This window comes from Promicromonospora sp. NFX87 (genome assembly GCF_048564965.1).
In the GTDB taxonomy this organism is placed as follows: domain Bacteria; phylum Actinomycetota; class Actinomycetes; order Actinomycetales; family Cellulomonadaceae; genus Promicromonospora.
The window spans coordinates 1,750,683-1,765,801 of record NZ_CP183413.1; the positions used below are offsets into that span (position 1 = coordinate 1,750,683).

Annotated in this window: 13 protein-coding genes; 6 read left to right on the plus strand and 7 right to left on the minus strand. The window is 70.0% G+C overall.

The features are described from left to right. Positions 1–188 precede the first annotated feature (188 nt). Positions 189–974 carry an HAD family hydrolase gene (locus ACNYC2_RS07865; protein ID WP_419706489.1) on the plus strand — a complete coding sequence of 262 codons (786 nt, stop codon included), beginning with the start codon at positions 189–191 and terminating at the stop codon, positions 972–974. A gap of 39 nt (positions 975–1,013) precedes the next feature. Here the strand turns inward: ACNYC2_RS07865 and ACNYC2_RS07870 are convergent, their stop codons facing one another. Then, complete coding sequence (locus ACNYC2_RS07870) at positions 1,014–1,247, minus strand: hypothetical protein (protein WP_419706490.1); 234 nt, start codon at positions 1,245–1,247, stop codon at positions 1,014–1,016. A 358-nt stretch (positions 1,248–1,605) separates the two neighbouring features. Between ACNYC2_RS07870 and ACNYC2_RS07875 the strand changes: the two genes are divergently transcribed. Then, positions 1,606–3,789, plus strand: a complete 2,184-nt coding sequence (locus ACNYC2_RS07875) for a DEAD/DEAH box helicase (protein WP_419706491.1) — start codon at positions 1,606–1,608, stop codon at positions 3,787–3,789. 112 nt (positions 3,790–3,901) lie between these two features. Here the strand turns inward: ACNYC2_RS07875 and ACNYC2_RS07880 are convergent, their stop codons facing one another. Together ACNYC2_RS07880 and ACNYC2_RS07885 are read right to left on the minus strand one after the other, a co-directional pair. Continuing rightward, on the minus strand, positions 3,902–4,684 hold the full coding sequence (locus ACNYC2_RS07880; protein ID WP_419706492.1) for an NPP1 family protein: 783 nt from the start codon (positions 4,682–4,684) through the stop codon (positions 3,902–3,904). A gap of 168 nt (positions 4,685–4,852) precedes the next feature. Further along, positions 4,853–5,590: a phosphotransferase gene (locus tag ACNYC2_RS07885; RefSeq protein ID WP_419706493.1), complete on the minus strand. Its 738-nt coding sequence runs from the start codon at positions 5,588–5,590 to the stop codon at positions 4,853–4,855. Positions 5,591–6,000: 410 nt separating this feature from the next. Between ACNYC2_RS07885 and ACNYC2_RS07890 the strand changes: the two genes are divergently transcribed. Next, positions 6,001–7,617 carry a cellulase family glycosylhydrolase gene (locus ACNYC2_RS07890; RefSeq protein ID WP_419706494.1) on the plus strand — a complete coding sequence of 539 codons (1,617 nt, stop codon included), beginning with the start codon at positions 6,001–6,003 and terminating at the stop codon, positions 7,615–7,617. Between the two features lie 93 nt (positions 7,618–7,710). On the opposite strand, the gene ACNYC2_RS07895 is transcribed toward ACNYC2_RS07890, so the two are convergent. The 3 genes from ACNYC2_RS07895 to ACNYC2_RS07905 form a co-directional block, all read right to left on the minus strand. Beyond that, positions 7,711–8,355, minus strand: a complete 645-nt coding sequence (locus ACNYC2_RS07895; RefSeq protein ID WP_419706495.1) for a hypothetical protein — start codon at positions 8,353–8,355, stop codon at positions 7,711–7,713. Positions 8,356–8,425: 70 nt separating this feature from the next. After that, positions 8,426–9,451, minus strand: a complete 1,026-nt coding sequence (locus ACNYC2_RS07900) for an SGNH/GDSL hydrolase family protein (RefSeq protein ID WP_419706496.1) — start codon at positions 9,449–9,451, stop codon at positions 8,426–8,428. Positions 9,452–9,658: 207 nt separating this feature from the next. Next, on the minus strand, positions 9,659–10,321 hold the full coding sequence (locus tag ACNYC2_RS07905; RefSeq protein WP_419706497.1) for an ANTAR domain-containing protein: 663 nt from the start codon (positions 10,319–10,321) through the stop codon (positions 9,659–9,661). A 209-nt stretch (positions 10,322–10,530) separates the two neighbouring features. Here ACNYC2_RS07905 and ACNYC2_RS07910 point away from each other — a divergent pair, with 209 nt between their 5' ends. Beyond that, entirely contained in the window at positions 10,531–11,478 is a 948-nt protein-coding gene (locus ACNYC2_RS07910; RefSeq protein WP_419706498.1) for an NmrA/HSCARG family protein, read from the plus strand. A 54-nt stretch (positions 11,479–11,532) separates the two neighbouring features. Continuing rightward, the gene (locus ACNYC2_RS07915; RefSeq protein ID WP_419706499.1) at positions 11,533–12,000 is read left to right on the plus strand and encodes a MarR family winged helix-turn-helix transcriptional regulator; all 468 of its coding nucleotides are present in this window, start codon (positions 11,533–11,535) and stop codon (positions 11,998–12,000) included. A 118-nt stretch (positions 12,001–12,118) separates the two neighbouring features. Here the strand turns inward: ACNYC2_RS07915 and ACNYC2_RS07920 are convergent, their stop codons facing one another. Continuing rightward, positions 12,119–13,198 carry a class I SAM-dependent methyltransferase gene (locus ACNYC2_RS07920; protein ID WP_419706500.1) on the minus strand — a complete coding sequence of 360 codons (1,080 nt, stop codon included), beginning with the start codon at positions 13,196–13,198 and terminating at the stop codon, positions 12,119–12,121. A gap of 182 nt (positions 13,199–13,380) precedes the next feature. Here ACNYC2_RS07920 and ACNYC2_RS07925 point away from each other — a divergent pair, with 182 nt between their 5' ends. After that, complete coding sequence (locus ACNYC2_RS07925) at positions 13,381–15,108, plus strand: carbohydrate-binding protein (RefSeq protein ID WP_419706501.1); 1,728 nt, start codon at positions 13,381–13,383, stop codon at positions 15,106–15,108. Positions 15,109–15,119 lie beyond the last annotated feature (11 nt).

Below are 15,119 nucleotides of genomic sequence, written 5' to 3' on the forward strand. Positions count from 1 at the left end.
GCGACCATGACGATGAGCACCGAAGGGCGCCAGCATTGTCAGCAGGCATTGAGCGACCGTCTAGAAGACTGGAAGCGATTTGTCCTAGTAAGCAACCTCGCTTCCGCCCACTGCGTTCCAGCCAGCGTGACCCAGATCTGGAAGCGACGCCGGCCATGAACCATCAGGACACTCTCCAGAACCGACCGATGCTGGCGGCGCTCGACATCGATGGCACTCTGGCGCAGCCAGGCACGACGCAGATCGCGCCGACGGTCAAGACCGCCGTCGCCCGCTTCCGGGCAGACGGGCACCGCGTGGTGCTGGCCTCGGGGCGATCCCTGGTCGGGGTCCTGCCCATCGCCGTGGAGCTCGGCCTGACCGACGAGTGGGTGATCGCGTCCAACGGTGCTGTCACCGCGCGTCTCGACTCCCGGGTGCCTCGCGGCTACGAGCTGGAAGAGGTGCGGAACTTCGACCCGGGTCCGGTCGTGCGGCTCGCGCGAACCATCCTTCCGGGCGTGCGGGTCGGCGCTGAACGGGTCGGGTGGGGGTACGACGTCACGCATCTGTTCCCGACTGGACAGCTCAACGGTGCCCAGCAGATCGTCTCGGCCGACTCGCTGGGGGAGCGGTCCACGACACGGCTCGTCCTGCGCGGTCCCGGCGTCGATCGCCTTGTCGGGCCTGTGCGCGCCACCGGTCTGACTGCTCTTCTGACGGAGCCGGGCTGGGTGGATGTCACTGCTCCCGGCTTGAGCAAGGCGACCGCCCTGGAGAAGGTGCGGGCCAACCTGGGCGTAGACCCGTTGCGGACACTCGCGATCGGCGACGGGGAGAACGATCTGGAGATGCTGCGCTGGGCGGCCCGCGGGGTAGCTATGGGGCACGCTTCGGCCGTGGTGCGGGCGGCGGCTGACGAGGTCACCGGAACCCTTGACGAACACGGAGCCGCATCCGCGCTGGGTGCCATTTCTGCGACTTTGATGCCGTGAGACCCAAACCTTGAGCCAAGCAAGGGCCGCAGTGCACGCCTACGTCAGCATGCCCGTCAGCGCAAGAATTCCGACCAGCAAACCGAGAACTACGAACACCACGCCGAACACGCGTGCGCCCACGATGTTGGTTCGGCGGCTGTGTTGGATCCAAAGCCACTTAGGCCCTCGTTCGGCGGCATCGGCGAACTTCGTCGAGAGCACGAACCATCCGGTCCCCATGATCACGGCCATGATCGACCAAGCGAGAGCGAAGAGCTGCGGTCCAGTCATGACCGGACCGTAGCGTGCCTGGAGAGTTGATCGCGTGCGTGAGAGCACCGGCATCTCCTCGTTCCCGCCGCTACCGAACCGACCTCGGGTGTCCGGCGGTAGACTCCTGGTTCTCCGGCAATCAAGCCGGGCGACGACCGTGCCCGCGATGGTTCGCGGAGACAACCGGCAGCGTGTCACCATCGGCATGAGCACGCGGCCGCAGGCGGGGAAGTTACGCCGGTGAACCGGCGGCCGATCGGAGCGTCCTGGCCCGGGCTACTGCCCCACGGGCCGGCTGTCCGACGTCCGACCGGTCCTCGGTGTGGGCGTAGCCCGCAGCGCCGCAGTCGCGTACGGATGCAGCGAAGGAGTAGATGTGGCACCACCAGGCCAACGCAGGTCCGGTCGCACGCGAACCGGATCTGGCGGCCAGCGGGCCGGATCCGGCGGCCAGCGCCGCCGCGCCCAGCGGCCCGCCGAGCAGGGGATGATCCCGGTGCTCGCGGAGGTCGCCCGCGAGGTCGACGGCGCGGTGCGGAGACCGCCGACGCGCCCGGCGGTCCGCACGAAGTTCCAGGTCGTCGCGCTGCTCATGCGGGAGGAACGGGCCCGGACCAAGGCCGACACCGCCCTGACCGACGCCAAGCGGAACCAGCAGCTCAAGCGGCTCGACGAGGTCGCGACGCTGCTGGCCAGGATCGCCGCCCGGGACACCTCGCTGCTCGAGCTGCTCGCCGAGGACGCCAAGGTCTCCGACGCGGCACGCGCCTACAAGGCGACCGTGATGCGCGCGGGCGGCCTGGAGCCGCCGGAAGAGCCGCCGCCCGCCCCGCCGGCCGCGCCGGCGCCCGGTGCCGAGAAGCGGGTGGTGCCTCGCTCGGTGATCTCGCGCCAGCTCGCGAACCCGTTCCTCGCCCCGGACTTCGAGGCCGCAGCCGAGCGGGTGGCCCCCAAGGTCCGCCGGCTGGCCGGCTGGGAGCTGCTCGAGCCGCTGTTCCGTTCCTTCGAGTACGCCGGCGCCGGTGCACCCGCCTGCATGCCGCTGCCCGAGCCCCGCTCGCTGTCCGCCCGCCACGGCCGGGAGCTGATGCGGCACCAGGCCCAGGTCGTCGAGGCCACCGCACGCGGGCACCGCACCTTCCTGCTCGCCGACGAGCCCGGGCTCGGCAAGACCGCCCAGGCCCTGCTCGCCGCCCAGGCCGCCGACGCCTACCCGCTGCTGGTCGTGACGCCCAACGTGGTCAAGACCAACTGGGCGCACGAGGTCGGGATGTGGACGCCGCAGCGCCGCGCGACGGTGGTCCATGGCGACGGCGACCGGATCGACGGGTTCGCGGACGTCGTCATCGTGAACTACGAGCTCCTGGACCGGCACGTCGGCTGGCTCGGCGACCTCGGGTTCCGCGGCATGGTCGTCGACGAGGCGCACTTCATCAAGAACAAGGGCTCCCAGCGCTCCCAGCACGTGCTCGCCGTCTCGGAGCGGATCCGCGCCCGGACCGCGCGGCCGCTCATGATGGCGCTCACCGGTACGCCGCTGATCAACGACATCGAGGACTTCCGGGCGATCTGGCAGTTCCTCGGCTGGATCGACGACACGAAGCCGCTCGCCTCGCTGCTCACCGCCCTCGAGGGCACCGAGCTCACGCCGGCCGACCCCGGGTTCTACGCCGCGGCCAGGACCAGCGTCATCGACATGGGCATCGTGCGCCGCCGCAAGGCCGACGTCGTCGCCGACATCCCCGCCCGCCGGGTGGCGGACCTGCCGGTCGAGCTCGACGGCGCCGCCGGCCGTTCGATCCGGGCCGCCGAGGCCGCGCTCGCCGAACGCCTGGTGAGCCGCTACCGGTCCGCCGTGCAGGCGCGCGCCGAGAGCTCCGTCGCGAGCGACGGAGTCGAGGGCGAGTTCGACCTCGAGCTGGCGCGCCGGGTCGCGGCGGCGGAGCTGAAGGACTCGAGCTCCCGGGCCGACGGCGAGAACGTGTTCAGCATGGTCCGCCGGATCGGCCAGGCGAAGGCCGGGCTGGCCGCCGACTACGCCGCGCAGCTCGCCCGCAACGTCGGCAAGGTGGTGTTCTTCGCCAAGCACGTCGACGTCATGGACCAGGCCGAGAAGACCTTCGCGGACCGCGGCATCGGCTACGCCTCGATCCGGGGCGACCAGACGCCGAAGACGCGCGAGAAGAACATCACCGCGTTCACGAGCGACCCCGACGTCTCGATCGCCGTCTGCTCCCTGACGGCCGCCGGAGTGGGGCTGAACCTCCAGGTCGCCTCCAACCTGGTGCTCGCCGAGCTGTCCTGGACCTATGCCGAGCAGACCCAGGCCATCGACCGGATCCACCGGATCGGCCAGGCAGAGCCCGTCACCGCCTGGCGGATCATCGCCGCCCAGACGATCGACTCCACCATCGCGGAGCTGATCGACAGCAAGTCGGGGCTGGCCGCCAGGGCACTGGACGGTGCGGGGGACGACGACGTCGCATCGTCCACCGACGTCCAGCTCGAAGCTCTCGTCACGCTCCTCACCGACGCGCTGGCCGCCGAAGGCGCTGCCTGAACCGACACCGCCTGAACTGACCCGCGGTCATAAGGCTTCAGACGGCCGTAACCCCAGGGGTTACGGCCGTCTGAAGCCTGGGCCGCTAGGGCGCAGGACACCAGGAATCGGGTCAGAAGGTGCTCGGGTTGAACGGGATGCCGGACGGCTTGGCCCGGCTCAGCTCGGTCCCGTACCTGCTGTCCTGCAGCGGGAAGTTCGCGTCGCCCCAGCTGGAGCCGTTCAGCGTGTTGCGCAGGCCGGCGTCGAGCCGGTCCCAGCCGACCAGCGCGGGCTGGTCCCAGGTGCCGTTGCCCCAGGCCTCCGGCACCTCACCGGACTTGGCGAACCGCATGATGTGCGTGCTGCCACCGTCCTTGTGGTAGACCGCCTTGACGCGAACGCCGCTCTTCTCGGAGATGCTGCTCCAGGACTTGGTCTCGTACTGGCCGTGGCGGGACACGGAGATGTAGGAAGGTGTGGACGCGCCCTGCGGCACCCAGACCACGACGCCCTCCCAGTCGTGGCGGTGCGACGTGACCGTGCAGCCGGCGCAGTTCATGTCCTTCTCGAAGTACAGGGCGTAGACGATCGCGCACCAGCCGTTGTTGCACGTGGCTCGCGAGTAGGTGTTGGCCTTACCCAGGTGGCCGCTGCGGCACTCGCCGGTGACGGGGCCGCTGTCGTCGAGGCCGCCGTTGAGCCTGCCGCTGCTGTCGATGGCCGCCGCGGGGAAGCAGCTGTCGCTGTCGTAGTCGAAGAGCGGCTGGAACGTCCGCTGGAAGTCCGTGGCGTTCGCCGGCAGCGGGTTCAGCACGGCCGCGGAGGCGACGGTCGGCATGCTGAGGACGAGCAGGGCCGAGCCGATCATGGCCAGGAAGGTCCTGGCGAGGCGGGATGACGTTCTTGAGCTCACTGCAGCAAACATGATGGGTTCTCCGAATCAGTTGCACTGCGTCCGAGGCTTCTTACCGGGCGTGCCGACACTGGCAGCCGATGCTGTCCCACGGTTGACCAGGACATGACGTCCTAATGTCACGACAAGGTACACGGGGTGAAAGTCCGTGTCACCCCCGACCTCGGGTCACATGCGGGCCCGCAGCACGTCGATCTCGCAGCCCGGCGCGGCCGGGTCGAAGCCGTGCTCGACCAGCCAGCGGACGGCCACCAGGCTGCGCAGCGACCACCACGCGCGGATCACGTCGAGGTCGACGTCGGCGCCGTAGCCGGCAAGGACGTCGTCGAGGCGGTCCTCGTTCCCGAGCGTCAGGATGGCGAGGTCGAACAGGGCGTCGCCCTGGCTCGCCTCGGTCCAGTCGATCACGCCGGTGACCTCGTCGCCGTCGACGAAGACGTGGGAGAGCTGCAGGTCGCCGTGGATGAACACCGGCGTCCACGGCCGGAGCGCGGCCTCGGCGACCTGCCGGTTACGCGTGACCAGGTCCGCGGGCAGGGTGCCGCTGGCGACGAGCCACTCGCACTCGGCGTCGAGGTCCGAGGCGAGCTCGTCCACGCTCCGGCCGGGCCAGGGCGGCAGGGGAGAGTCGTGCAGCTTCCGCACGGCGGCACCTGTGGCGGCCCACGCCGCCGGCGACGCGGACGACGGCACCCCGAGGCGGCCGAGCGCGGTCCCGGGGACGACGGCGAGCGCGAGCACGGGCGGCTTGCGCCAGAGGACCTCCGGGGTCGGGATCGGCGCCATCGCCATCGCCTGGACCTCGACGTCGGTGCGCGCCTGGTCGCCGTCGATCTTCAGGAACGTGTCGCCGACGCGTAGGGTCGCGCACGCCTGATGGGCGACGACGACTTTCACCTCTTCCATGCCGACCATGATTGCGTGGAGCCGTCGCCGGAGTCATCGGTTTTGTTCGTGAGCGGCTGCGCGGCCGGCCGTGTTGCGCCGAACTGGAAACCGAAGCGCTTCGATGACACCTTCGACGATCGCTCGCCCCCGGCCTCGTCCGGCGAGGGTTGACCGGCAGACTCCAGGGGTTGCGCACTTTCAGACAAAAGCCATATCGTGTTGAAGCGCTTCGAGGGAATGGCCCCGTCGAAGCGGATGCACCCGTGCGCAACGAAGAGCACACCGTGAACTGGCCCCCTTGGAAGAAGCTCGTCGCACCAGCGGCAGGGCCGGCACCGTCGCCGAGCCCCACCGCCCTTGCGCGAGTCCACAAAGCAGCTCCTTCGAGGCCGCTGCGGCCCGATCGAGCGTCGACGAAAGGAGCAGCGATGCCTCTTGTCAGACGAGCACCTCTCAGACTGCTGACCACGTTCCTGGTCGCCGCGATGCTGGCGGTCGGCCTGTCCGCCACCGGCTGGGCGACACGGGCCTCGGCCGACACCGTGACGCCGCTGAACGCCTCGCAGATCGTCGCCGACATGGGCGCCGGCTGGAACCTCGGGAACAGCCTGGAAGCCAATTCCAACGGGTATCCGAGCGAGACCGCATGGAACAACCCGACCGTGACCCAGGCTCAGATCGACAGGGTGCGCGCGGCAGGGTTCAAGACGATCCGGATCCCGGTGTCGTACCTGAACGCCATCGGTTCCGCCCCGAACTACACGATCGACGCCGCGTGGCTGAACCGGATCCAGCAGGTCGTCGACTACGCCTACAACCGCGGCATGTACGTGGTGATCAACATGCACGGCGACGGCTACAAGAGCGTCACCGGCTCCTGGCTCATCTGCGACGCGGCCGATCAGACGACGATCAAGACCAAGTACCAGAAGGCGTGGCAACAGATCGCCACCCGGTTCCAGGCCTACGACCAGCGCCTGATCCTCGAGTCGATGAACGAGAACTTCGACGGGCAGTACGGCAACCCGACGCAGCCCTGCTACTCGAACATCAACAGCTACAACCAGATCTTCGTCGACACCGTGCGGCAGGCCGGCGGCAACAACAACCTCAGGTGGCTGCTCGTCCCCGGCTGGAACACGAACATCGACTACACCGCCGGTGACTACGGCTTCGTGATCCCGACGGACAACCACCGGTCCTCGTCGATCCCCAGCAACGAGCAGCGGCTGATGATCTCCGTCCACTACTACTCCCCGTGGGACTTCGCCGGAGAGGAGAACGGCACCATCACCCAGTGGGGGGCGGGCGCGACCAACGCGGCGAAGAAGTCCACCTGGGGGCAGGAGGACTACATGGACTCCCAGCTGAAGAAGACCTACGACAAGTTCGTCACGCGCGGGTACCCCGTGGTCGTCGGCGAGTACGGTGCGATCGACAAGTCCTCGCACGACTCGGCGAACAACCGGTACCGCCAGGACTTCGCGCGCACGCTGGTGGCCACGGCGAAGAAGTACGGCGCCAGCACCATCTACTGGGACAACGGGGTCAACGGGCAGTACGGGTTCGGGCTGTTCAACCGGTCCGCCAGCTCCGTGACCCAGCAGGGCATCATCGACGCCATCATGGCCGGCCTCGGTGGCACGGGCCAGTCCGGTTCGACGGCGATCGTCGGCGCGGCGTCGAACCGCTGCGTGGACATCCCGAACGCCTCGACGACGAACGGGACGCAGGCGCAGCTCTGGGACTGCGCCCAGCGCACCAGCCAGGCGTTCACCCGTACCTCCGCCGGTGAGCTGAAGGTCAACGGCAAGTGCCTCGAGGCCGCGGGCTGGGGCACCGCCAACGGCACCAGGGCGACGATCTGGGACTGCACGGGCGGCGCGAACCAGCGCTGGACCGTGAACGCGAACGGCAGCATCACCAACGTCCACAACGGGCTCTGCCTCGACGCCAACGGCCGCGGCACTGCCAACGGCACCCAGATCATCCTCTGGGCCTGCAGCGGCGCCACCAACCAGAGCTGGACCCTCCGCACGACCTGACCGCACGGGCATCGACACTGCGGCCTGTGGGCTGGGGCGGCACCGCGACGCGGTGCCGCCCTCTGCCCGTGCGCGGCCTCTCGCCCTCTTGCGCTAGGCGGGACGGGAGGTCGCCGGCATCCCGCTGAAGCGTTCGACCTCGGCGATCACCTCGTCGGCCGGGACATCGAGGCCGTCGACGCCGAAGCGAATCGGTGACCTGGGTTCGATCGGCCGGCCGTGCTCGTCGTTGAGCTCGGAGTCGAGATAGGCCTCCCGCACGTCCGGTTCGAGTCTCCGGAGGATCGCCTCGGGGTGCCGCACGGTGACGAACACGAGGAGCTCGTCGACCTCCGCGTGGGTGTCGTCGGGTTCGTCCGGGTCGCGTTCGTCCTCGGTGAGCTCGTACCGGCCGTTGTGGCGGTAGACCTCCCAGGAGACGACGTCGGTCCAGCGGACCCGGAGGCCGCCCCAGGCGGTGAAACCGCCGTCGTCCAGCAGGAGTGCGGGCTCGGGTGCCGGCTGTCGGCGTCGTCGGCCGGCCTGGACGACGACGCCGACCAGCGCGGCGGCGCCGAAGAGGGCCAGGGCGCCGCCGGCGACGTATCCGGGAACGTCGTCGCCGACGGACTCGCCCGGGTTGAGGATGATCCAGACGAGAAGGAGCGTGCCGGCCAGCAGGATGCCCGCTGCCAGGAGCACTGCCCGTGCGAGAGGCACCGGCTCGGGCCGGGCCAGATGGAACTCTCGAGACGACATGGGGGGAATCTACCTGGCCGCGGAACGGCGTCGGCCCCTGGACGGGACCGACGCCGTTCCGCGGCTCAGGTCAGGCCCGGCCCGACCGCTGCGTCTCTGCCCACCAGGCGTCGAAGTCGATGCCCCTCTCCTTCGCCCGTTCCTCCAGAACGGCCTTGGTCGGGGGCCGGAAGACCTTCGGCTTGATCTTGCGGTCGGCGTCGGCGTACGTCCGCTGCAGCTTCGCCTGCGCTGCGGCGCCGTCCTGCGCCTTGGCCAGTACTTCACTGGTCACGTTGACGCTCGCGCCGGTCAGGACGCCGCTGACCAGCGGCGTGTAGCCGTTGGCGTGTCCGAGGCGGTTGGGGTGGAAGGACTCCTGCTGCGGGCTCGAGTAGCCGTTGATCCACTCGGTCGAGTCGCACACGGCGTGACCCGTGAAGCGGCTGACCGGGTTGACGAAGGTGAACCCCTTGGCGGCGGCGGCCGTGGCATTGACCGAGTTGATGTGCACGACGGCGTTGTTGAGCGCCGTCTGGTCCTCCGGGCTGAAGAAGGTCGCCAGGTTGCAGTCCTCGCCCATGAACATCTTCGGGTAGCCGACGACGACCACCTTCGAGCCGGGTGCCCTCGTCCTGATGGCGGCGTAGAGCGTGCTGAGCCGGCCCGGAAGGGTGCTGGAGATGAAGTTACGCGCCGCGGCGACCGTCCCGGCGCAGTCGCTGGCCCAGGCCGGGAGGGCGCACTCGGTGAGCACGTCGGTGAAGCCGGCGTCGTTGCCGCCGATCGAGATGGTGACGTACCTCGTGCTCGAGCCCAGGGCGCTGAGCTGGCCGTTCGTCACGTCGGCCACGACCGCTCCCGAGCAGGCCCGGAAGTTGAGGCTGTAGCTCTTGGCCGCTGCGGTCAGGCTGGCGTAGGCGTGGACCGAGCGCAGGCACTGGGTGCCGTCGTCGATGTAGGCCCTGGTGCCGGTGCCTGAGGAGTAGGAGTCGCCGAGGGCGACGTAGGACTCGCCGGCGGCGTACGACGGCAGGGCCGACGTCGTCACCAGCCCGACCGTGGCAAGGCTCGTCGCCGCCATGGCGGCGACGATGCGGAACAGGCGTTGCTTCATTGAGCTGCCCCCCGAGGATCCGCCGGGTCGCTCAAGGCGCGACCCGATCGCTTCCTTTATAGGAGATTTCACCCAAAATTAGCAATGTCCAACAAATGAACAGCCCGGTTTTTCGTCAGCCAGACGTCAAGAGGTGGTCACAGCCGATCGAACCGGGGTCCGATCCGGCGGTGACGCGGCGGCGCTCGTCGTCCGGCTGTGCCGGGCCTAGCTGGGGCTGTCCGGGTGGGGGTCGCTGACCACCAGGGCGCGCAGCAGCGTCTCCGCGACCTCCCGCTGGCTCACGTTGCGGTGCAGGGATGCCGACTCGAGGATCATTCTGGCCTCGGGCTCGGCGCAGTCGTTTGTCTGCATGATCGCGCCGATGGCGCGCTCGATCGTGATCGTGTCGGACATGTGCCGGTAGTACCCGGCGGCGCCGTCCTCGAGCTCGGCCAGACCCAGGTGCAGCCGCACCATGGCCGCGGTGATCTGCGCGTAGCCGTCGGCGGCGGTGAGCAGCTCGCCCGTCCACGGGTCCGGTGCGCGCGAGTAGAGGTTGAGCGCGACGGCGATGTTGTCGTCGACGACTGCGGGAACCGCCGCCGCCGAGGCGAAGCCTTCGTGGGTCGCCTGTTTCCGCCACGCGTCCCACGTCTCCACGTCGCTGATCACCGGGACGACGCCGGCGGTCAGCTGGTCCATGGCGTCGATGCATGGTCCGCTCCCGGCGAGGGACTCGGCCTGGTCGCACCGGGCGGCGGCGCCGGTGCTGCTGCCCGCGCGGACCGTCAGCCCGTGCTGCCGCACGGTGATGCTGGCCTCGAGGTCGGAGCGGAGCACCGCAGCGGCTCGATGGGCGAGCTCGAAGGGGAACGTGGAGATACTCATGACAGGGCTCCCATCTGAGCCGTTGCATGTGTGGACCCGCCGGATCTTCCGACTTTACGGTTGCGCTTTTCTACTCGCGCGCGGAGATCTGCTTGACACGTCATCTATCCGAGCCTAGGTTGGTTGACACGTCACGCACCACTGGGTGTTGATAGATGATGCATCAACCAACTGGTTCGTCTCATGCGACCAGACCGAAGGAGAAGGCCATGTCCGAGCAGAAGATCATCGCCGTCGTCGGTGCGACAGGCTCCCAGGGCGGCGGGCTCGCCCGCGCGATCCTCGCGGACCCCGACTCCGAGTTCACGGTCCGCGCGCTGACCCGGAACCCCGGCTCCGGCAAGGCCCAGGAGCTTGCCGAGCTCGGTGCCGAGGTGGTCGCGGCTGACCTGGACGACGAGGCAAGCGTCGTCAAGGCCCTCGAAGGCGCCTACGGGGCCTACTTCGTCACCGACTTCTGGGCGCACGGCTCGCCCGAGCGCGAGTTCGCACAGGCCCGCAACCTCGCCCAGGCGGCGAAGGCCACGGGCATCGAGCATGCCGTCTGGTCGACGCTGGAGGACACCCGCCACTCCGTGCCGCTCGACGACGACCGCATGCCCACCCTGATGGGCGAGTACAAGGTCCCGCACTTCGACGTCAAGGGCGACGCCAACGCCCTGTTCGCCGATGCCGGCGTGCCGACGACGTTCCTGCAGACCACGTTCTACTGGGACAGCTTCCTCGGCTTCTTCCCGCCCAAGCGCCAGGAGGACGGCAGCCTCGTCCTCGCCATGGCGATGGCCGACAGCAAGCTTGCCGGGATCGCCTCCGAGGACATCGGGCGCACCGCCTACGGGATCCTCAAGCGCGGCAAGGGGCTCGTCGGCGAGACCGTGAGCATCGCGGGCGAGCACCTGACGGGCGCCGAGTACGCCGCGGCGTTCGCCGAGCTCCTGGGCGAGCCGGTGCACTACTACCCGGTCCCGTTCGAGGGTCTCCGTTCGGCGGGGTTCCCGGCCGCCGAAGAGCTCGGGAACATGTTCCAGTTCTACGCCGAGTTCGCCGACGAGTTCACCGGCCGCCGCGACCTGGCCAAGGTCCGCGAGCTCAACCCGCAGCTCAAGACGTTCTCCGAGTGGCTCACCGAGCACAAGGACGCCTTCGTCGGCCTCTGACCGTCCGGCACTCCGTCAGTAGGTGATGCATCACCTAGGGGTTAAACTGGATGCATGAGCGACGACGTGCCCTGGCTGAGCGCGGAGGAGGAGCGGTCCTGGCGGACCTTCATCCGGCTGCACCAGAGGCTCTCCCGGCACCTGACCGCGAATCTCCAGTCGCAGTCGGGCCTGTCCGGCGCGGACTTCGAGATCCTGGTCGCGCTCACCGACGTCACCGACGGTCGCGTGCGCTTCCAGGACCTGGCCCAGGAGATCGACTGGGAGCGGAGCCGGCTGTCGCACCAGGTCGCCAGGATGATCAAGCGCGGACTCGTGGCCCGCGAGGAGTGTGCCGAGGACGGCCGCGGCGCGTTCGTGGTGATCACCGCGCAGGGCCGTGAGGTCATCGAGGCCGCGGCGCCCAAGCACGTCGTCACGGTCCGGAGGCTGGTCGTCGACGTGCTCGGCCCCGACGACCTCGGTGAGCTCGGGCGGATCTCGGGCCGCATCCTCGAACAGCTCGACGCCGAGCGGGGCTGACCGGCTTGCTGCCTTCGGTCGACGGCCGCTGGCCGCCGCGCTGGGCGGGCGGCGCTCCGGCGGCCGGGAGTATCACCGGGTGGTCATCGGCGGCCAGGTCCTCGGGCCCCGACGCTCTTCAGCTGAGGCGGTAGAAGCGGAAGAGGGAGAAGTCCGTGATCGGCAGGACCTCGAAGCTGCCGAAGCCGGCGGCCTGGGCGTACTCCCGCAGGCGGGCCGGGCGCAGCACGGTCCCGGTGGCCGCGCTGGGCCGGCTGGAGCGGCCGTCGGGCAGGCAGATGAAGATGCTGTAGCCGTACATCAGGCGCTCGACCTCGTCGCCGTCGGGCGCGAACGACTCGGCCACCGCCTCGTCCATCACGATCAGCGGAGCTCCGGGTGTCAGCGACTTCCGGACGGCGGTGAGGACCTCGACCGGTCTGGGCATGTCGTGGACGCACTCGAAGGCGAAGGCTACGTCGTAGTGGTCGGCCGGTAGGTCGGCGGCGTCGCCGTGGGAGAACCGGACCTGGTCGGCGACGCCGGCGGCCCGGGCGTTCTCGGCGGCCATCGACACCGACGGCTGGTCGATGTCGATCCCGTGGACCGTGGCGGCGGGGTACGCCCGGCCCAGCGCGATGCTCGACCAGCCGCCGCCGCTGCCGACGTCGAGGATGCGGACACCCGGACGGGTGAGCAGCCCGTGCAGGTCCGCCACGCCGGCCAGGGCGCCGGCCAGCTGGCGTTCGAACCACGGCCGGTTCGCGTCGGACTGGCCCTCGCGCGCGTCGTCGCCGAGCTCGTCCCAGCTCACCCCGCCGCCGGTACGGTAGGCCTCGAGCAGCCGGGGCAGGGCGGGCCCGACCGCGCCGAACATCCGGGCGATCGGAGCCAGGAAGTTGAGGCTGTTCGGGTCGGTCAGCACCTCCGCGGTGCCCGGCGGGATGCTGAAGACACGCTCGTCCGCAGCGCCGTCCGAGTCGAGGCGCAGCAGCCCGGTGACGGCTTGCTGCTCCAGCCACTCGCGGGCGTAGCGGGCGTCCGTGCCGGTTCGTGCGGCCAGCTCTGGCGGCGTCGCGGGGCCGTCCTCGGCCAGCGAGCGGTACCAGCCCAGGCGGTCTCCCAGGAACGCCGACAGCAGGTCGACCGTGCCGAGGACGGCGCCGAAGAGGCGTTGGGCGACCGCGTCGCCCGAGGTCGATTCCGTGCTGGGTTCCATCGCTCCACGGTCCACCTGTCGGGTCGGCCGGCACCACCCCGAGAGCGGGGGATCTTTTGCGGGCATCGTTCACGCCGGCGACCGGTAGGTGGCAGGCCTGTTCACCCGTCGGCCATGGACCGGTCACGCACGTCTCGTAGCCTCGCGCCGCACCGCATTCCGAGCCGGGGAGCACACCGCAGATGTCATCCGTACGAGCACGTATCCGCCGAGGTCTCCTCGCGACCGTCGGGACCGGCGCTGTCCTTGCCGGGCTCGCGGTCGCGCCCGTGGCCTCGGCGGCCGAGCCGGCCCTGAGCCTCGACCAGGAGACGATCGGCACCGCCGGGTCCGTCACCGTCACGTTCGACGCCGGCGACGCTGTCCACGAGCGCAACTGGATAGGCATCTACCGCGACGGGGCGGTGCCCGGGGGACCGGCGTCGCTCGACTGGCGGTACGTCCCCGAGGCGACGGGAACGGTCACCTGGGGCCCGGACGACCGGGACGGCTGGACGCACAACGCCGCGTCGATCGGTGCGGGTGACTACGACGTCTACCTGCTGGAGGACGACGGCTACGACGTGCTCGCCGGCCCGGTCGACCTCACCGTCAGGGCCGCCGGGACCGTGCCGCCCGCGGACCCGAAGCCCGAGGTCGACGGCGTGAGCGAGCTCGACGTGCTCAGCTTCAACGTGTGGCACGGCGGCACGCAGATCGACGACGGCGCCCGCGAGATCGCCGACATCCTGAAGCAGACCGACGCCGACGTGACGTTCATGCCCGAGGTGGGTGACGCCCCGGCGCAGGTCGCCGCGCTGCTCGGCTACGACCACCTCACCGCCACCGACACCGGCATCGTGTCGCGCTACCCGATCCTGGAGTCCAGCACCGTGGACCGGTGGTGGACCAAGGCGGTGCTCGACGTCAACGGGACCGAGGTCGTGGCCTACGGCGGGCACCTGGAGTACCGCTGGTACGCGACCTACCTGCCGCGCGGGTACGGCGGCGCGATCGGGGGCGACTGGCCGGACGGCTGGGACACCTGGAACAAGCTGCCCGCGCCGGTCACGGACGTCGACGACATCCTGGAGGCGAACCGGCAGTCGGGCCGCCCGGCGACCGCCGCGGCACTGGTCGAGGACGTCGCGGCAGAGCGCGCCGCGGGCCGGATCGCGGTCGTCGGCGGTGACTTCAACGAGCCGTCGGTGCAGGACTGGACCGAGGCGACGGCCAACCTGCAGGACCACAACGGCGTCGTCGTCCCGTGGCAGACGACGCAGACGCTGCTCGACGGGGGACTGGTCGACGCCTTCCGCGAGGTCTACCCCGACCCGGTCGCCAACCCCGGCAGCACGTGGCCGTCGGACAACCCGCTCTTCCCGACGTCGGACCTCACCTGGGCGCCGGAGGCCGACGAGCGGGACCGCATCGACTACGTCTTCGTCACGCCGGACGAGCGCGTCTCCATCGACGGCGCGGCCGTCGTCGGCCCGCAGTCGACGATCGTGCGCAACGAGCGCGTCGAGGACGACAGCGCCGACGTGATCCTCACGCCGGACGCGGTCTGGCCGTCGGACCACAAGGCCGTGCTCGCGTCGTTCAGCATCTGCGACGACGGCTGCGCGCCGGCTGCTCCCGCCTGGGACAGGTCGGCGGTCTACACGGCGGGCGACGAGGTCTCGTACTCGGGCTCGACCTGGCGGTCGGCCTGGTGGACCAGCGGCAAGGAGCCCGGCGCCCCGTACGGCCCGTGGCAGGAGATCGTGGAGCGGGACGGCGTCGCGCAGTGGACGGCTTCCCGCATCTTCGAGGCCGGCTCGGTGGTCTCCCATGACGGCCGCACCTACGCGGCGAAGTGGTGGACCCGCAACCAGGAGCCCGGCGACCGGCGCGGGCCGTGGCAGCTGGTGGACGCCGCCCGCCCCTGACCGGGGCCGGC